Source organism: Azospirillum sp. TSO35-2, assembly GCF_003116095.1.
Lineage (GTDB): Bacteria > Pseudomonadota > Alphaproteobacteria > Azospirillales > Azospirillaceae > Azospirillum.
Map to the genome: position 1 here is coordinate 5,440 of NZ_LGRA01000022.1, position 16,368 is coordinate 21,807.

The 16,368-nt window shown below is 70.2% G+C and carries 17 protein-coding genes; 7 read left to right on the forward strand and 10 right to left on the reverse strand.

Going from position 1 to position 16,368, the window contains the following annotated elements:
• The first annotated feature begins 67 nt into the window (after positions 1–67).
• The 4 genes from TSO352_RS29925 to TSO352_RS29940 all read left to right on the forward strand — a co-directional run bounded on the left by TSO352_RS29925 (position 68) and on the right by TSO352_RS29940 (position 3,429).
• Positions 68–1,339: a pentapeptide repeat-containing protein gene (locus TSO352_RS29925; protein WP_109110950.1), complete on the forward strand. Its 1,272-nt coding sequence runs from the start codon at positions 68–70 to the stop codon at positions 1,337–1,339.
• Positions 1,340–1,655: 316 nt separating this feature from the next.
• Positions 1,656–1,937, forward strand: coding sequence for an integration host factor subunit beta (gene ihfB / locus TSO352_RS29930; protein WP_012972825.1), 282 nt, complete (start codon positions 1,656–1,658; stop codon positions 1,935–1,937).
• A gap of 83 nt (positions 1,938–2,020) precedes the next feature.
• On the forward strand, positions 2,021–2,416 hold the full coding sequence (locus tag TSO352_RS29935; RefSeq protein WP_109110951.1) for a LapA family protein: 396 nt from the start codon (positions 2,021–2,023) through the stop codon (positions 2,414–2,416).
• A 53-nt stretch (positions 2,417–2,469) separates the two neighbouring features.
• Positions 2,470–3,429, forward strand: coding sequence for an ornithine cyclodeaminase family protein (locus TSO352_RS29940; RefSeq protein ID WP_109110952.1), 960 nt, complete (start codon positions 2,470–2,472; stop codon positions 3,427–3,429).
• Positions 3,430–3,483: 54 nt separating this feature from the next.
• On the opposite strand, the gene TSO352_RS29945 is transcribed toward TSO352_RS29940, so the two are convergent.
• Entirely contained in the window at positions 3,484–4,473 is a 990-nt protein-coding gene (locus TSO352_RS29945) for a D-glycerate dehydrogenase (RefSeq protein ID WP_109110953.1), read from the reverse strand.
• 239 nt (positions 4,474–4,712) lie between these two features.
• On the opposite strand from TSO352_RS29945, the gene TSO352_RS29950 reads away from it, so the two are divergent.
• Together TSO352_RS29950 and TSO352_RS29955 are read left to right on the forward strand one after the other, a co-directional pair.
• The gene (locus tag TSO352_RS29950; RefSeq protein WP_109110954.1) at positions 4,713–5,228 is read left to right on the forward strand and encodes an SH3 domain-containing protein; all 516 of its coding nucleotides are present in this window, start codon (positions 4,713–4,715) and stop codon (positions 5,226–5,228) included.
• A 96-nt stretch (positions 5,229–5,324) separates the two neighbouring features.
• Positions 5,325–6,560 (forward strand): argininosuccinate synthase, encoded by a 1,236-nt coding sequence (locus tag TSO352_RS29955; RefSeq protein WP_109110955.1) that lies wholly within the window; start codon positions 5,325–5,327, stop codon positions 6,558–6,560.
• Between the two features lie 64 nt (positions 6,561–6,624).
• On the opposite strand, the gene TSO352_RS29960 is transcribed toward TSO352_RS29955, so the two are convergent.
• The 4 genes from TSO352_RS29960 to TSO352_RS29975 form a co-directional block, all read right to left on the reverse strand.
• Positions 6,625–7,368, reverse strand: coding sequence for an RES family NAD+ phosphorylase (locus TSO352_RS29960; protein WP_109110956.1), 744 nt, complete (start codon positions 7,366–7,368; stop codon positions 6,625–6,627).
• A complete protein-coding gene (locus TSO352_RS29965) occupies positions 7,328–7,708 on the reverse strand; it encodes an MbcA/ParS/Xre antitoxin family protein (RefSeq protein WP_109110957.1) in 381 nt (126 codons plus the stop codon). Before TSO352_RS29965 ends, TSO352_RS29960 begins: the two co-directional genes overlap by 41 nt.
• Positions 7,709–7,850: 142 nt before the next feature.
• On the reverse strand, positions 7,851–8,405 hold the full coding sequence (locus TSO352_RS29970; protein WP_109110958.1) for an NAD(P)H-dependent oxidoreductase: 555 nt from the start codon (positions 8,403–8,405) through the stop codon (positions 7,851–7,853).
• A gap of 32 nt (positions 8,406–8,437) precedes the next feature.
• Positions 8,438–9,478: an aldo/keto reductase gene (locus TSO352_RS29975; RefSeq protein ID WP_109111437.1), complete on the reverse strand. Its 1,041-nt coding sequence runs from the start codon at positions 9,476–9,478 to the stop codon at positions 8,438–8,440.
• Between the two features lie 248 nt (positions 9,479–9,726).
• Between TSO352_RS29975 and TSO352_RS29980 the strand changes: the two genes are divergently transcribed.
• Positions 9,727–9,939 (forward strand): hypothetical protein, encoded by a 213-nt coding sequence (locus tag TSO352_RS29980; protein ID WP_109110959.1) that lies wholly within the window; start codon positions 9,727–9,729, stop codon positions 9,937–9,939.
• 80 nt (positions 9,940–10,019) lie between these two features.
• Here the strand turns inward: TSO352_RS29980 and TSO352_RS29985 are convergent, their stop codons facing one another.
• The 5 genes from TSO352_RS29985 to TSO352_RS30005 all read right to left on the reverse strand — a co-directional run bounded on the left by TSO352_RS29985 (position 10,020) and on the right by TSO352_RS30005 (position 16,273).
• Positions 10,020–10,781 carry an SDR family NAD(P)-dependent oxidoreductase gene (locus TSO352_RS29985; protein WP_109110960.1) on the reverse strand — a complete coding sequence of 254 codons (762 nt, stop codon included), beginning with the start codon at positions 10,779–10,781 and terminating at the stop codon, positions 10,020–10,022.
• A 150-nt stretch (positions 10,782–10,931) separates the two neighbouring features.
• Positions 10,932–11,879 (reverse strand): DMT family transporter, encoded by a 948-nt coding sequence (locus tag TSO352_RS29990; protein ID WP_247872538.1) that lies wholly within the window; start codon positions 11,877–11,879, stop codon positions 10,932–10,934.
• Between the two features lie 187 nt (positions 11,880–12,066).
• The gene (locus TSO352_RS29995) at positions 12,067–13,773 is read right to left on the reverse strand and encodes a histidine kinase dimerization/phosphoacceptor domain -containing protein (protein ID WP_158284641.1); all 1,707 of its coding nucleotides are present in this window, start codon (positions 13,771–13,773) and stop codon (positions 12,067–12,069) included.
• Positions 13,774–13,939: 166 nt separating this feature from the next.
• Positions 13,940–15,478 carry a 2-polyprenylphenol 6-hydroxylase gene (ubiB, locus tag TSO352_RS30000; RefSeq protein WP_109110962.1) on the reverse strand — a complete coding sequence of 513 codons (1,539 nt, stop codon included), beginning with the start codon at positions 15,476–15,478 and terminating at the stop codon, positions 13,940–13,942.
• Positions 15,479–15,484: 6 nt separating this feature from the next.
• Positions 15,485–16,273, reverse strand: coding sequence for a class I SAM-dependent methyltransferase (locus tag TSO352_RS30005; RefSeq protein WP_247872539.1), 789 nt, complete (start codon positions 16,271–16,273; stop codon positions 15,485–15,487).
• Between the last annotated feature and the right edge of the window lie 95 nt (positions 16,274–16,368).

Here is a 16,368-nt window from a genome sequence, read left to right on the forward strand (position 1 = left end):
GGGCGGGGGCGATGGCGGCGGTGCGATCTCCCAGGCCGACATCGACGCCCTGTTCGCGTGACCGGCCATGGCGCAAGACGGCAAATCCCGCATCCGACTGACCCAGGCCCAGCTCGACCGCGTCTGCGATCGGCATGTCCGCTTCGTCGAGGGTCGCCCGAACGGCGCCCGCGCCAACCTTCCCTTCTTCGACCTGTCCGGCCTGTCGCTGGCCGGGCGCAACCTGACCGGCGCCCATCTGGCCGGCGCCATCCTGCGTGACGCCGACCTGCGCGGCACCGTGCTGGACCACGCCGACCTCTACGGCGCCGACCTGCGCGGGGCCGACCTGTCGGAGGCGCGGCTGTTCCGCACCGACATGCGCGGCGCCAACGTGCGCGGCGCCCGGCTGGACGGCGCCACCATGGTCGAGGTCGACCTGCGCGACGGCAGCATGGTCAACCGCAACAGCGCCGGCGAGCTGAAGGTGGTGGGCTTCGACCCCGGCCCGGCCGACATGGCGTCGGCCAAGCTGACCAACGCCGACATGGCGCGGGCCAAGCTGTCGGGCAGCTTCGCGCGGGCCGCCGACTTCACCAACACCCGGCTGGCCGGCGCCCGGCTGGACCGCACCGACCTGCGCGACGCCAACTTCTCCGGCGCCGACCTGCGCGGGGCGGATCTCAACGGCTCCGACCTGCGCGGCGCCATCCTGGACGGGGCGACCGTCGACGCCGAGGGGCTGGACCAGGCGATCCGCACCGACGAGCAGGCGCGCGCCGCCACGCAGCAGGCGCCCAGTCCGGCCGGACCCGAGCCGGATGGCGCGGACGCCGACGACCTCATGCCGACCCTGCCGGCCGAACAGCTCGACAGCATGCTGCGCCAGCACATGATCTGGCTGGGGACCAGCGGCAAGCAGGGCTGCCAGCTCGACCTCGCCGGGCTGAACCTGGAAGGGGCCGACCTGACCGGCAAGATCCTGACGCTGGCCAAGGGCAGCGGCGCCCGGCTGCGCCACGCCCGGCTGAACGGGGCGCAGTTGCAGGCCGCCCAGTTCGACGGCGCCGACCTGCGCTCCGCCGACCTGCGCTCCGCCGATCTGCGCGGGGTCAAGCTGGACCGCGCCATCCTGATCGACAGCCGGCTGGACGGCGCCAACCTCGGCATGCTGCTGGTCAGCGCCGGGGCCAAGGTGATGCGCGCGTCGCTGGTGCGGGCGCGGCTCGCCGGCGCCTCGCTGAGCCAGACCAACCTGAAGGGCAGCGACCTGACCCTGGCCGACCTGACCGGCTGCGACCGCAGCTCCGCCATGATGGAGGACGCGATCCTGGAGGGGACCCGGCTGGGCCGGGCCTGAGTCGCGCCGCGGCACCCAGGCGGCACCCAGGCAGGGGCGGCGCGGGCGCGTGCCCCTGGGGCTCTTTCTTTCGCGAAGCCGTTGATGCGTTTCAAATTTCCGTCACGATCCGTACCGGACATTGCCGGACGCCAGGCCCGCCGCCGGATCCACCCGGGCCGGGGCGTCCGGCCACGGGACGGAAAAAGGGTTGCGGCGTAACGGCTTAGCGTCGCGGGTGGGGCTTGACGGGTCCCCGGTCCGGTGGCAGGCTGCTGGACAAGCGCGGCGCATCACGAACAACGTGCCCGCATCGAATGGGGAAACGTCAACGGCCATGACCAAGTCGGAACTGATCCAGCGTCTGGCGGAGCGCAATCCGCACCTCTACCAGCGCGACATCGAAAAGATCGTCGGCACCATCTTCGATGAAATCACCGAGGCGCTGGCGAGAGGCGACCGGGTCGAGCTGCGCGGTTTCGGCGCCTTCTCCATCAAGAAGCGGGACGCGCGCACGGGTCGCAACCCCCGGACCGGAGAATCGGTTGACGTCGGCGAGAAATGCATCCCTTTCTTCAAGACCGGCAAGCAGCTTCGGGAGCGCCTGAACACGGACTGACCGCCGGGCTCGACATCAGGCAGTGGCGTGCGCCGGTCCCATATCCGGGCGTACGCCCCTTCGTTTTTTGAGGAACCATCGCCTTGCGCCATCTTTCCTGGATCGTCACCCTTCCCGTCGCCCTCGTCGCGATCCTGTTCGCGATCTCCAACCGCGGCGTCGTGACGCTGTCGCTGTGGCCGTTGCCCTTCACGCTGGACGCGCCGGTCTATCTGGCGACGCTGGCCGCGCTGGTGCTGGGCTTCGTGGCCGGCGGCTTCGTCGTGTGGAACAGCCAGCGCCGCCACCGCAGCCGCGCCCGCCGCGAGAGCCGTCGCGTGCTGGTCCTGGAGCGCGAGCTGAAGGAGGCGCAGGCCCGCGCCGCCGCCGCCGAGAAGCGTCTGGCCGAGGCGACCCGCCCGGCCTCCGGCCCGCTGCCCGGCCCGGTGAGCGGTTTGCCGGTCCCGGTGTCCGAGAACACGGCGCCGACGGTCCACTGAGCCGTCCGCCCTCCCCGGTCGGGGGAGGCGTCTGGTGACAGGAGGGAGGTCCCATGCGCACCGTCAGCGCCGCTGAGCTTCGTTCCGTCCTGCACCACCGCATGCTGGTCGAACGCCTGCGGCAGACCTTCCGCGCCGGCGTGGTCGTTCCCCCGGCGCAGACCCACCGGGTGGAAACCTACGGCGCCAGCGACGCGACGCTGCGGCTGGCGCCGTCCTGGCAGGTCAACCAGTCGATCGGGGTCAGGATCGACACCGCCTTCCCCGACAACGCGGCGCACGACCTGCCGGCGGCCCAGGGCGTCTATCTGCTGATCGACGGCAAGACCGGCGTGCCGCAGGCCCTGCTGGACTCCGCCGTCGCGCTCGGCCGGCGCAGCGGCGCCGCGGCCTCGGCGCTCGCCGCCTCCTATCTGGCGCGGGCTGACGCGGAACGGCTGCTGGTGATCGGCACCGGCGCTCTGGCGCTGGAGTTGGTGGAGGCGCACACCGCGGTGCGGCCGATCCGCCATGTGCTGGTCTGGGGTCGCGACGTCCAGAAGGCCAAGCGCATCGTCGCCCGCTTCCACCGCCCCAAATTCCGCATCGAGGCGACCACCGACCTGGAAGGGGCGGTGCGCGGCGCCGACATCATCGCCGGCGCCACCGCGGCCCGCGATCCCCTCATCAAGGGCGACTGGCTGCAGCCGGGCCAGCATCTCGACCTGTTGGGCGGCGTCGCGCCGGACATGCGCGAGATCGACGACGCCGGCCTGCGCCGCGCCCGGGTCTTCGTCGACACGCGGGAGGGGGCCTGCGGGATGGCGGGCGACATCGCGCAGCCGCTCGCCGCCGGCCTGCTGACCGCCGACGACATCGCCGGCGACCTCTACGACCTGACCCGCGGTGAACGGGCCGGCCGGCGGTTCTACGACCAGATCACCCTGTTCAAGTCGGTCGGCACCGCGCTGGCGGATCTCTGCGCCGCGCAGCTCGCGGTGGAGATGGTGCTGCACAACGACTCGATCCGCTAGGCGGGCCGCCGGACCGGCCGGGGAGGGGGCCGACGCCCCCTCGGGTGCGGTGCCCTACAGCAGCGCCTCGATCACCCGGTCGGGCGGGGTGTGGCCGTCGATGAAGGTCTTGATGTTGATCACCACCTTCTCGCCCATGTCGATGCGGCCCTCGATGGTGGCGGAGCCCATGTGCGGCAGCAGCACGACGTTGTCCAGCCGCAGCAGCTTCGGGTTCACCGCCGGCTCGTGCTCGAACACGTCCAGGCCGGCGCCGGCGACCTCGCCCTTCGACAGCATGCGGGTCAGCGCCACCTCGTCGATCACCTCGCCGCGCGAGGTGTTGACGATGTAGCAATGCGGGCGCAGCAGCTTCAGCCGTCGTTCCGACAGCAAATGGTAGGTGGCCGGCGTGTGCGGGCAGTTGATCGAGATGATGTCCATCCGCGCCAGCATCTGGTCCAGGCTGGCCCAGTAGGTCGCCTCCAGCTCCTGCTCCAGCTCGGGGTGGACGCGGCGGCGGTTGTGGTAGTGGATCGACATGCCGAAGGCGCGCGCCCGGCGGGCCAGCGCCGAACCGATGCGGCCCATGCCCAGGATGCCCAGCCGCTTGCCGCTGATGCGGTGGCCCAGCATGGTGGTCGGGCCCCAGCCGGTCCATTGGCCGGACCGCACCAGCCGCTCGCCCTCGGCCAGCCGGCGGGCGGTGGCCAGCAGCAGGGCCATGGTCATGTCGGCGGTGTCCTCGGTCAGGACGCCGGGGGTGTTGGTGACCATGATGCCGCGCTCGCGCGCCGCCTTCAGGTCGATGTGGTCGACGCCGGTGCCGAAGGAGGCGATCATGCGCAGCTGCGGCCCGGCCTGCTCGATCAGCGCGCGATCGATGCGGTCGGTCACCGTCGGCACCAGGACGTCGGCGATCGCCATCGCCTCCTGCATCTGGGCGGCGGTCAGCGGCACGTCGTCGGGGTTCAGCCGGGTGTCGAACAGCTCCATCATCCGGGTTTCGACGACGTCCGGCAGCTTGCGGGTGACGACAACGAGCGGCTTCTTCTTGTCGGTCATCGGTGCTGTGCCTCCCTGGGCCTTATCCCGGCCTCCTGGCCCGGACCCGTCCGGTCCCGCGGACGGTCTTCGTTGCCATACCAAGCGGTCGTGGGGCTGTCCAGATGTCCCGTGCCGCCGGACCGCCCTGCGGAAAACGGGGGCTGTGGAAAATGCCCCCCGATGCTTGCCCTATCGAAGGGGTGATCTCTATAGTGCGGCCCGGTTTCCACCCCCTCCTTGCAACCACCGGTGCCGCCATGCTCGTCCGCCGCTCCGTCCTCGCCGCGCTGGCCCTGTTCGCCGGGCTGGGCGCGGTCTCCGGCAGCGCGGCGGAAAGCCGCAAGGACCCGACCCACGCCTCCGGCCTGCCGATCCCGCGCTTCGTCACCCTGCGCGTCGGCGAGCTGAACCTGCGCTCCGGCCCCAACGGCAACTACCCGATCGAGTGGGTGTTCCGGCGCAAGGACATGCCGGTGGAGATCATCCAGGAATTCGACACCTGGCGCCGCATCCGCGACTGGGAAGGGGCGGAGGGCTGGGTCCACCAGAGCGCGCTGTCGGGCCGCCGCGGCGTGCTGGTCACCGGCCAGACCCGCACCGTCCACGAGGCGCCGCGCGCCGACAGCGCGGCGGTGGCGCGGGCCGAGCCGGGGGTGATCGGCGCGCTGAGGAAGTGCCGCGACGACTGGTGCGAGGTGGAGCTGAAAGGCTATCGCGGCTGGATGAAGCGCGCCGATTTCTGGGGCACCTATCCGGGCGAGAAGATCGAGTAGGCACCGGGGGCGTCGAAACGGTCCCAGGGGCTTGAAGGTGGGCGGGAAAGGCCGTACGGTCGCGGCCTTACCTTTCTCCTCTGTAAGAGCAGTCCCATGAGCGGCGCGTCCGGCAAACAGATCAAGAAAGTGGTGCTCGCCTATTCGGGCGGCCTCGACACCTCGGTCATCCTGAAGTGGCTTCAGGAAACCTACGCCTGCGAGGTGGTGACCTTCACCGCCGACCTCGGCCAGGGCGAGGAGCTGGAGCCCGCCCGCAAGAAGGCCGAGCTTCTGGGCATCAAGCCGGAAAACATCTTCATCGACGATCTGCGCGAAGAGTTCGTGCGCGATTTCGTCTTCCCGATGTTCCGCGCCAACACGCTGTACGAGGGCACCTACCTGCTCGGCACCTCGATCGCCCGGCCGCTGATCGCCAAGCGCCAGATCGAGATCGCCAACATGGTCGGCGCCGACGCCGTCGCCCATGGCGCCACCGGCAAGGGCAACGACCAGGTCCGCTTCGAGCTGGGCTACTACGCCCTGCGGCCGGACATCACGGTCATCGCGCCGTGGCGCGAGTGGACGCTGAACAGCCGCACCACGCTGCTGGACTACGCCGAGAAGAACCAGATTCCGATCGCCAAGGACAAGCGCGGCGAGGCGCCCTATTCGACCGACGCCAACCTGCTGCACATCTCCTACGAAGGCAAGGCGCTGGAAGACCCGTGGGTCGAGCCGGACGAGGACATGTTCACCCGCTCGGTCGCCCCGGAAAAGGCGCCGGAAACCCCGACCTACATCGAGGTCGAGTTCAAGAACGGTGACGCGGTCGCCATCGACGGCAAGGCGCTGTCGCCGGCGGCCCTGCTGACCGAGCTGAACCGCCTGGGCGGCGAGAACGGCATCGGCCGCCTCGATCTGGTCGAGAACCGCTACGTCGGCATGAAGTCGCGCGGCGTCTACGAGACCCCGGGCGGCAGCATCCTGCTGGTGGCCCACCGCGCGATGGAGAGCATCACGCTCGATCGCGGCGCCGGGCACCTCAAGGACGAGCTGATGCCGCGCTACGCCGAGCTGATCTATTGCGGCTATTGGTGGAGCCCGGAGCGTCTGGCCATCCAGGCGCTGATCGACCAGACCCAGTCGCTGGTCAACGGCACCGTCCGGCTGAAGCTGTACAAGGGCAACGTCACGGTCGTCGGCCGCAAGTCGCCCAACTCGCTCTACCGCATGGACTATGTGACCTTCGAGCAGGACAGCGTCTACAACCAGAAGGACGCGGAAGGCTTCATCAAGCTGAACGCGCTCCGCCTGCGCCTGGGCGCGATGGCCAAGCAGAAGATCGGGTAAGCTTTGGGGGCGCGCGGGAGGGCCGGTGGCTCTCCCGCGCGCTGCCTTTTTTCAGGCACGCCGGTCACAGGCGTGGGTCGTTGAAGCCGGATTTCTCGAACTGCACGGTCTGGTGCGGAAACTCGCAGAGGCCCTGCACGCTGTCGCGGCGCAGGAACAGCCGCCAACTCTGCCAAGCCGTCGGCTCCGGCTTGCGGAACACCGCACAATCCAGCAGGGCCAGATTGGCGCCGCCCTGCGGGTCACGGATCGACGCGTAGCGGATCGCCTGCACCCCGCCCGCCCGCGCCGCATCAGCCAAATCCTGGCAGGCACCATACTCGGTCGGATGGGTCCAGCGGGCGCTGTCGCCGTTCAACGGCTCCGCGGTCAGGTCCAGCCCGTCGTCGGTCCCATACTGGACGCGGAAGGCGGTGTACTCGCCCGGATTGGCCGGCAATGGCGTGTCGGGGGAGTCGGCGAAGAACAGCAGCCGGTAAAAGGCCAACTCGGCCACCGCGGTCGTCACCGCCTCCGCGGCGTAGAACACGCCAAGCGTCCGCCCGGCCCGGCGAAAGCGCGATCCGGCCGGATACTCCGCATCATAGCGGAACGGCGCCGACAGCAGGAAATGCAAACCCCGGCAGGCCGGCGGCAGCGGCGGCTTGGTTGCTTCCAGCAGGTCTTCGAGAAGCCCCTGCTCCTCCCAATCGTCGACCAGCTTGAGGGTGGAGACCCTGTGCTGCGCCTCCACCAGCCGCCACGCCTCGCCGGCGAGCGGGCGCCGCTCAGACGACAGCGCGTCGGCTGTCCAGATACGCGATGACATTCATCAACCCGGGGATGGTCTGGATGTGTTCCAGCGGTGCGCCGCCCAGCGCGCGATTGTCGTTCCTCAGCCACGCGGCGGCAATCTCCGACTCGCCGCCGACAATGCTGTCGAGCGAGCGGTACAGCCGGATGAACAGAAGCGCGAGTTCGAATTCCTTGCCGCGCTCGGACAGCAGCAGGTCTTTGGTCCGCATCCGCGACAGCGTCGGTTCGGACACCCCGATGACCTTCGCCAACACGCTGTTGGGAACGCGCAGGTGATCGGCCGCCCGCAGCACCGCCTTGGTGACGACCGGCGCCGCGGCGGAAGCCTTGGTCGCGTGAGCTTGCGAGGTCATGGCACGCCTCCTTCTCTTGAAAGAAAGACTTGCACTTCTTTCGTAGGAAAGCAACCTCGCAGGACCGTCCGGGTTCCGGGGAGCGCTGCACCGGATGCGCGCGGAAGGAGGGGGCAGCGCGGCGCCGCGCCACCCCCGATGCTCACTTCCCAGCCGCCGCGACCAGCCGGTCGATGGCGCCGAGCGTGAATTTCAGCACCGCCTCGTCGGTCAGCTTGCCGTCCTTGACCTTGTCGCCGACGCCGCCGATCACCACCTGGGCGCCGGCCACCAGCTTGGCCGGGATGGCCAGCAGGGTGTCGTTCACCTGCTGGTGGGCGCGCACGCCGCCGGTGAAGGCGGGGGAGCTGGAGATCACCAGCACCGGCTTGCCGATCAGCGCCGACTTGCCGTAGGGGCGCGAGGCCCAGTCCAGCGCGTTCTTCAGCACGCCCGACATGCCGTAATTGTACTCCGGCGTTGCGATGACCACGGCGTCGGCCGCGGCGATGGCTTGGCGGAAGGCGTGGACTTCTGCCGGGGCGTCCGGCGTGTCGATGTCCTGGTCGTACAGCGGCAGGCGGAGGTCGCGGATTTCCAGGCCGATGTCGGCGGGCAGGGCGTCCTGCACGCCGCGCAGCACGGCCAGCGAGTTGGAGTTGCGGCGCAGGCTGCCGGGCAGGCCCAGCAGCTTGGCGCGCACCGTTGCATCGGTCATGAGGCGGTTGCCTTTCCTGATTTCGAGTCGTTTCACGCGCGGGTCGGGTGGGACGGGCCGCTGCCGGCTCCGGTCCGGGCGATGGCGGCGGCGATCTCGTCGAGATCCGCCGGCGTCAGGGTCAGGGTGGCGGCGTCCAGCCAGCCATCAACCTGGTCCGGGTTGCGGGCGCCGACAATGGCGCCGGTGATCGCCGGCCAGGACAGCACCCAGGCGACCGCGACCGCGGCGATCGAGGTGCCGTGCCGCTCGGCGATCGGGGCGAAGGATTGGGCCAGCGCCAGATTGCGTTCCAGCGCCGCGCCGGTGAAGTTGGCGTTGGTCGAGCGCCAGTCGTCGGACGGCAGCGCCTGCGCCCGCTCCACCGTGAAGCGGCCGGTCAGCAGGCCCGCCTGCATCGGGCTGTAGACGATGACGCCGGTCTGGTGCTCCAGACACCAGGGAAGCTCCGACGCGGCGACGTCGCGGCGGATCGCCGAGAAGGGCGGCTGCAGCGTGTCGACATGGCCCAGCCGTTCCGCCGTCGCCAGCTGGGCGGCGTTGTGGTTGGACAGGCCGACGGCCCGGACCTTGCCCTCTTGCTTGAGGTCCAGCAGGGCCTGCCAGTACTCCTCGATCGGCTCGGCCTCGGCCGGCCAATGCATCTGGTAGAGGTCGATGCGTTCGACGCCCAGGCGCTTCAGCGACGCCTCCAGCTCGCGCCGGATGCTGGCGGCGGCGCCGATCCGGCGCGGCATGGCGCTGCGGTTCGCCTCGTCCCACACCAGACCGCATTTGGTGAAGACATAGGGACGCTCCGCCTCCGGGATGTCGGCCAACGCCCGGCGCACGATTTCTTCGGAATGGCCCAGGCCATAGACGGCGGCGGTGTCGATCCAGTTGATGCCGCGCTCCACCGCATGACGGATGGCGGTGACCGACTGGTTGTCGTCCTGCGCCCCCCAACCGGCCGCCCAGTCCGGCCCGCCGATCGCCCAGGCGCCGAAGCCGACGCGGGTGATCGCCATATCGGTGGTGCCGAACCGGCGGGTCGGCAAGCCGGTCTTGCTGATGCCGTTGCTCGTGGTGCTCATGGTGGTCTCCTCACTGATGGCGCTAACATGGGCGGCGCGCATCCCGCTTTCCAACTGTTTGTGGGCAAGCCGTTGATAGGACGCGATCTTCCTGTCCCGTTGCGGGAGCGACGGGGGAGCTGTGACCAAACTGAGCCCAAGCCTTGCGGGATGGCGGGCACTCCCCAATTGGGGGGTGTACCAATGATCCCATGGGGCGGCCCTTTGGGTGGTGCACCGTTCAGGTCTTGATGGGGAGCGGAAACGACATGGCGACGCGGCGACTGGATCGGGAAGACCACGTCCGGAAACATCTGGCGGTGATGCTGAGCGAGTGGCAGGAGCAGACCGGGCGCGACATGGCGACCGCGACCGCCGATCAGCGGCTCCAACACTGCACCAGCCTGTTGATCGACCTGCTTGGCGAAGCGGAACGGGCCGACGAGGCCGCCGTCGTGGATGCCGCCGCCGGGGCGGACTGACACGTCCGGGAAACAGCCCGGAGGGGATGGGCTTGGGGGAACGGCCGCGCGGTGCGAGGCCGTTCCCACCGTGATCGACCTTACTGGGGCGCCATGCGGATGGCGCCGTCCAGCCGGATGACGTCGCCGTTCAGCATCTCGTTCTCGATGATGTGCTGGACGAGGCGGGCGTATTCCTCCGGCTTGCCGAAGCGCTTGGGGAAGGGGACGGTGGCGGCGAGGCTGTCCTGGACCTCCTGCGGCATGTTCAGCAGCATCGGCGTGCCGATCAGGCCGGGGGCCACCGTCATCACGCGGATCGCGTTGCGGGCGAGGTCGCGGGCGGCGCAGATGGTCAGCGCGACGATGCCGCCCTTCGACGCGGCGTAGGCGGCCTGCCCGATCTGCCCCTCATAGGCGGCGACCGATGCGGTGTTGACGATCACGCCGCGCTCGCCGCTGTCCAGCGGCTCCAGCTTCGCCATGTCGGCGGCCGCCAGCCGCAGGATGTTGAAGCTGCCGATCAGGTTGACCTCGATCACCGTGCGGAAATTCTCCAGCGGCATCGGGCCGTCGCGGCCGACGATGCGCTGGGCCGGGGCGATGCCGGCGCAGTTCACCGCGATGCGTGCCGGGCCATGGGCGGAGCGCGCCTGATCGAAGGCCCGCTCGGCCGAGGCGCCGTCGGTGACGTCGCAGACCAGCCCCAGCCCACCGATCTCGTGCGCGGTCTTCAGCACCGCGTCCTCGTTGACGTCCAGCACCGTCACCTTGGCGCCGAGCGCGGCCAGATGGTGCGCCGTCGCGGCCCCCATGCCCGAGGCGCCGCCGGTCACGACAGCGGCCAAACCCTGGATGTTCATGGCATCTCCTCCTTGATTGCGGCCGTCCGCCGGGGCGGCGGCCTTATGCCGGCTTCGTTGTGGTCGCACCTGTTTACCAGATGCGCGTCATCACCACACCCTACCGTATGGTAAGGGCGCGTCGGCGGCGTCCGGTGCAGGAACCGGGAGTCAGGCCGGCTTCGCCACCTGCCGGGCCTTGCGCCCTTCCGCCGCGTCGCGGTGCATGGTGTAGAGCGCCGACACGGCGATCACCGCGGCACCGACCCAGCCCCACAGGTCCATCACCTCGCCGAAAGCCACCCAGGCAATGGCGGCGGTGAAGGGCAGCCGGGCGTAGTCGTAAGGCATCATCGCCGAGGATTCGGCGAGCGCCAGCGCGCGCGTCATCGCCAACTGTCCCAGCGTCAGCAGCCCGCCCAGCAGGACCAGCCCACCCAGCACGGTCCAACTCGGCCAGGTCCAGACGAACAGCGCCGGCACCAGCGCCATCGGCGTGACCAGCAGGCCGAGGAAGGTGACGATCACCGCCGGGCTGTCCTTCCGGCTGAGCGCCCGCATCTGCAGGACCGTGGCGGCGGCGGCGGTGCAGTGGACCAGCAGCATCAGGAAGGCGGCGTCGACCGTGGCGCTCCCCGGCCGCAGCACGATCAGCACCCCGGCGAAGCCGACGCACACCGCGACCAGGCGCCGCGCCCGCACCCGCTCGCGCAGCATCAGGGCCGCCCCGGCGGTGACGAACAGCGGGATGGCGAAACTGACCGCCGTCGCGGTCGCCAGCGGGATGTGGGCGACGCTGTAGAACCACGCCCCCATCGCGCACAGGCTGGTCATCGCCCGCGAGAGATAGGGACGCAGCCGCCGTTCCGCCAGCACGGCGCGGCAGGCCGGCGCCCCGGCGCCGAGCGCCCAGGGCAGCATGCACATCAGGCTGAACAGGTTGCGGAAGAACACGACCTCGATCGGGTCCATGACCGTGGACGCCTGCCGCACCGCGGCGTTGCCGATGCCGAACAGCAGCGCCGACAGCAGCATCCAACCGGCGCCGAGCAGAAGGCGGTCCGTCGGGGCGCCGCCCCGTGAGCCGGCCGCAATCGGGCTGGAGGCCGGGGCGGTCACGGGCGGTCATCCCTTCCGTGTCGGTATGATTGCGCAAACATGAGAAGGACGAGTTGTCGGACAACCCGCTGATCCTCACCGGGAAACCGGGATGACGCAAGGGAAATGCAACCGACTGAAACGGCATACTCACGTATGGCGTGTGGCCCGGCGCCCGGCCGGCGTAGGGACGGATCGATGAAGACCCTCAGCCGACCGGCTGGGGCGGCAGGACGATGGTGAAGCGCACGCCGGGGGCGGTGTCTTCCACGGTCAGGGTGGCGCCCAACTGGCTCGACAGGGTGTGGATCAGCCGCATGCCCAGGCTGCGGCTGCGGCGCCAGTCGAAACCGGCCGGCAGCCCGACGCCGCGGTCGGCGACGCTGAGCCGCAAGGTGTCGCCATCGGCGCGCAGCGCCACCGCGATGGTGTTCACCGTGGTCCTGGCGTCGGCCTCTCCCCGGTCCGTGAACGCGTCCGCGGTGATCCGGACGGCCGGGCGGTAGGCGTGCTTGATCGCGTTCATCACCAGTTCGTTGGCGATCAGGCCCAACTGCACCGCGTGGTCGGTCGGAACGTCCAGCGGCTCCACCGCCAGTTCCAGCCGCCAGTCCCCGCCTTCGGCCTGGGCCGAGCGTTCCAGGTCGCGGCACAGGTCGGTCAGATAGTCGTGGAAGGGGATGAAGTGGATGTCGTCGACCCGGTACAGCAGTTGGTGGATGTCGGCTATCGCCTGGACGCGCCGCCCCGCCTCCAGCAGATGGTCGCGCAGCCGGGGATCGCCGACCGACTGCCCCTGGAGGCCGAGCAGGCTGGACACCACCTGGAGGCTGTTCTTGATGCGGTGGTTGACCTCGCGCATCAGCAGGTCCTTCTGGGCCAGCGCCGCGTCCCGCTCGCCCACCGTGCGCTCCAGCGAGGCGGTGCGCTCGCGCACGCGTGCCTCCAGGTCGCGCTGCATCAGGCGGGCCGCCTGGGCCTGGCGGAAACCGAAGATCGACAGCGCGACCAGCGCCAGCGCCGCGGCCGCGGCCAGGGCGGCGTAGGGGGCCATCAGGCGCCGCCACGCCAGCAGAACCGGCGCCACGTCCAACTGGACGACAACGTGCACCGGCCAGCGGTCGACCCGCCGGTGGGCGACGATCACCGCATCGTCGTGGGCCACGCCGCCCGCCGGCGACGCCTGGATCGTCCGGCGGGCGAGGGCGGACAGCGGCGCCGGGTTGGCGGGATCGGCGTCGGGCTCGCGCACCAGCACGTCGAGGTCACCGGCGCGGGCCAGGATGGTCGCCGGCTCGTGCGGCAGATCCAGCTCCTTGTAGAAGCCGGACAGATAGGACGGATCGATGGTCACCGACGCCATGCCGCGGAAGCCGCCGCCCGGTTCGGACAGGCGGCGGCTGAGCAGGAAGGTCGCCTTGTTGGTGACCCGGCCGATGATGCGCTGGCTGATGTGGGGCTGGTCGGTGCCGGCGCCGGGACCGCGGCTGTGGAAGAGGAAGGCCTCGCGGTCGGAGGCGTCGGAATAGGGAGCGGGATGGGCGACCGTCGTCAGCCGCAGCAACCCCGTGCTGTCGTTCAGCCAGACCGCGTCGAGGAAGGGCAGGCGGGCGCGCTGGGCGTTCAGCTTCTCCCACACGGCGCGCGACGCGGCGATCTCGTCCCAGGGACGGCCCGCCGTTTCCTGGGCGGCGAACTCGACCAGCAGGTCGGCGGCGTCGAACAGGCGGGCGGCGTGCTCCGCCAGGACGCGGACGGCGGCCAGGGTCCGGTCCTGCGCACCGGCCAGCGCCCGGTCGCGCGACTGCACGCCGACGACGACGGTGATGACGGTCAGGAACAGGAAACCGAAGGCGGCGAGCCAGCCGATCGCCGCCTCCAGCCGCGGTGCGCGGCGGGAAGGGACACTGTCCACCGCGGGGTCGTCAGTGGGCGGGGCGGGCAGGGCCATGCGATGCAGCGTCTTTGGTTTCCTGCGACTGAACAGTCGCGACAGCGACAGGATGCCCGTCATGGTAGCGTAAGACCACCGGCCTGTAACGCTGTCATTTTTGCCGCGGCCCCGCTGGCCGGCTCCGGTGTCAGACCAGGCGGAGGGCGATCACCGCCAGCAGCGCCGCGATCACCCACAGGGCGGCGCGGTCGGAGCGGCGGCGGCGGTCCCAGCCGACCAGCATCTGGCGCACCGTCTGCGGGTGCAGGCGCACGCCGCCGTCGGCGACCTCGCGGGTCACCCGTTCGGCCTCGCGCACCAGGGCGGGCAGCCGGCGGATGGTGGTCAGCGCCCCGACCACGTCGTCGAGGACCTGCGCCTCCGGCCCGCGGTTCTCGCGCATCCACTCCTCGATCAGCGGGCGCGCCAGCTCCCACATGTTGATGTTGGGGTTCAGCAGCCGGCCGACACCCTCGGCGGTCAGCATGCTTTTTTGCAGCAGCAGCAACTGCGGCTGGGTCTCCATCTCGAACTGTTCGGTCACGGCGAACAGCTGGGCCAGCAGCCGGCCGACCGAGATCTCGTTCAGCGGCTTGTTCTGCAACGGCTCGCCGATGGCGCGGCAGGCCTGGGTGAAGATCTCGATCGACTGGTGGCGCGGTACGTAGCCGGCCTCGAAATGCACCAGGGCGACGCGGCGGTAGTCGCCGGTCAGGAAGCCGATCAGCATGTCGGCGAGGTAATAGCGCGTCTCGCGGTCCAGCCGGCCCATGATGCCGAAATCGACGGCGGTGATGGTGCCCTGTTCGTTGATGAACAGGTTGCCGGGGTGCAGGTCGGCGTGGAAGAAGCCGTCGCGGAAGACCTGGTTGAAGAAGCTGGCCGAGGCCATCGCCAGGATCTCGTCGCGGTCGAAGCCGGCGGCGGAGATGCGGGCCGGTTCGTCCACCTTGAAGCCGCGGATGCGCTCCAGCGTCAGCACGCGGCCGGCGGTGCGCTCCCAGTCGATCTTCGGCACGTTGAAGGTCGGGTCCTCGGTGAAGTTGGCGGCGAGTTCCGAGGCCGCCGCCGCCTCCATCCGCAAATCCATCTCCAGCCGCGAGGTGCGGGCGAAGGTGTCGACCACCTCGCGCAGCCGCAGCCGCCTCAGCCGGGGCACGACCGCTTCGGCCAGCGCCGCCAGCCAGTAGAACAGGTCGATGTCGCGTTCGAACGCGGCGACGATGCCCGGGCGCAGCACCTTGACCGCGACCTCCTCGCCATCGGCGGTCACGGCGAAATGGACCTGGGCGATCGAGGCGGCGGCGACCGGCTTGTCGTCGAAGCTCTGGAACAGCGCCTGGACCGGCTGGCCGAACTCCGCCTCGATGATGGCGCGGGCCTGGGCGCCTGGGAAGGGCGGCAGCTTGTCCTGCAGCTCCGCCAGGTCGACGGCCATCCGCTCGCCCACCAGGTCGGAGCGGGTGGACAGCAGCTGCCCCAGCTTGATGTAGGTCGGGCCCAGCTCCGCCAGGGCGCGGGCCAGCCGCTGGCCCTCGCGGCCGGGCACGTCCCGGCGGGCGATGCGCCGCCACAGCCACAGAAGGCCGGGGGCGGTGCCCAGCAGGGTGGTGGGAAGGGCGTCGTGACGGGCGACCGTCCGGCCGATGACGGCCATCCGGACCAGGTTGCGCAGGATGCGGAACACGGTTGGTTAGATCCGCCAGCCGGAATGGATGGCGGCGATCCCGCCCGTCAGGTTGCGCACCCGCACCGCGCCGAACCCGGCGGCCTCGATCCGCCGGGCCAGATCCTCCTGCTTGGGGAAGCGGCGGATGCTCTCGGCCAGATAGCGGTAGCTCGCCTCGTCCTTGGCGACGACGCGGCCCATGACCGGCAGGATGCGGAAGGAATAGGTGTCGTACAGCTCGCGCAGGCCCGGCAGCACGACGTGGCTGAACTCCAGGCAATAGAACTTGCCGCCCGGCTTCAGCACCCGGTGCGCCTCCTTGATCGCCTCGTCGATGCGCGTCACGTTGCGCAGGCCGAAGGCGATGGTGTAGGCGTCGACCGAGCGTGAGGCGATCGGCAGCCGTTCGGCGTCGCCGACCGTCCATTGCACGCCGGACAGGATGTTGCGGTCGATGGCGCGGTCGCGCCCGACGCGGACCATCGCCTCGGTGATGTCGCAGACCACCGCCGCCCCGCCGCCGCGCTTCAGGAAGCGGAAGGCGATGTCGCCGGTGCCGCCCGCCACGTCGAGCAGCGTCATGTCGGGCTTCGGCGCCACCATCTCCATCAGCGTGTCCTTCCACAGCCGATGGATGCCGCCCGACATCAGGTCGTTCATCAGGTCGTAGTTGGTCGCCACGCTGTCGAAGACGGCGCGGACCAGCCCCGACTTGGCGGCGGGATCGACGGGGGTGAAGCCGAACCAGTTGCCTTCGGCACCGGAGACGGGCTTTTGCGGATCGGCGGAGGATGGGGGGGTGCGGTCGCTCATGGCCGGGAAGATAGCGCGCGCAGGGGCCATGCGCCAGCGGGGGCGTGCAACGCGGGCGGTGCTGCGGCGAATGGCGTAGGACGGGCGGCGGCTGC

Bases quoted from the DNA above. Each gene is read 5' to 3' on its own strand.
- TSO352_RS29975 (WP_109111437.1), bottom strand. From the start codon at position 9,478: ATGAGCACCACGAGCAACGGCATCAGCAAGACCGGCTTGCCGACCCGC.
- TSO352_RS29985 (WP_109110960.1), bottom strand. From the start codon at position 10,781: ATGAACATCCAGGGTTTGGCCGCTGTCGTGACCGGCGGCGCCTCGGGC.
- TSO352_RS29940 (WP_109110952.1), top strand. From the start codon at position 2,470: ATGCGCACCGTCAGCGCCGCTGAGCTTCGTTCCGTCCTGCACCACCGC.
- TSO352_RS29950 (WP_109110954.1), top strand. From the start codon at position 4,713: ATGCTCGTCCGCCGCTCCGTCCTCGCCGCGCTGGCCCTGTTCGCCGGG.
- TSO352_RS29925 (WP_109110950.1), top strand. From the start codon at position 68: ATGGCGCAAGACGGCAAATCCCGCATCCGACTGACCCAGGCCCAGCTC.
- TSO352_RS29960 (WP_109110956.1), bottom strand. From the start codon at position 7,368: ATGTCATCGCGTATCTGGACAGCCGACGCGCTGTCGTCTGAGCGGCGC.
- TSO352_RS29955 (WP_109110955.1), top strand. From the start codon at position 5,325: ATGAGCGGCGCGTCCGGCAAACAGATCAAGAAAGTGGTGCTCGCCTAT.
- TSO352_RS29980 (WP_109110959.1), top strand. From the start codon at position 9,727: ATGGCGACGCGGCGACTGGATCGGGAAGACCACGTCCGGAAACATCTG.
- ihfB (WP_012972825.1), top strand. From the start codon at position 1,656: ATGACCAAGTCGGAACTGATCCAGCGTCTGGCGGAGCGCAATCCGCAC.
- TSO352_RS30005 (WP_247872539.1), bottom strand. From the start codon at position 16,273: ATGAGCGACCGCACCCCCCCATCCTCCGCCGATCCGCAAAAGCCCGTC.
- TSO352_RS29965 (WP_109110957.1), bottom strand. From the start codon at position 7,708: ATGACCTCGCAAGCTCACGCGACCAAGGCTTCCGCCGCGGCGCCGGTC.
- TSO352_RS29945 (WP_109110953.1), bottom strand. From the start codon at position 4,473: ATGACCGACAAGAAGAAGCCGCTCGTTGTCGTCACCCGCAAGCTGCCG.
- TSO352_RS29970 (WP_109110958.1), bottom strand. From the start codon at position 8,405: ATGACCGATGCAACGGTGCGCGCCAAGCTGCTGGGCCTGCCCGGCAGC.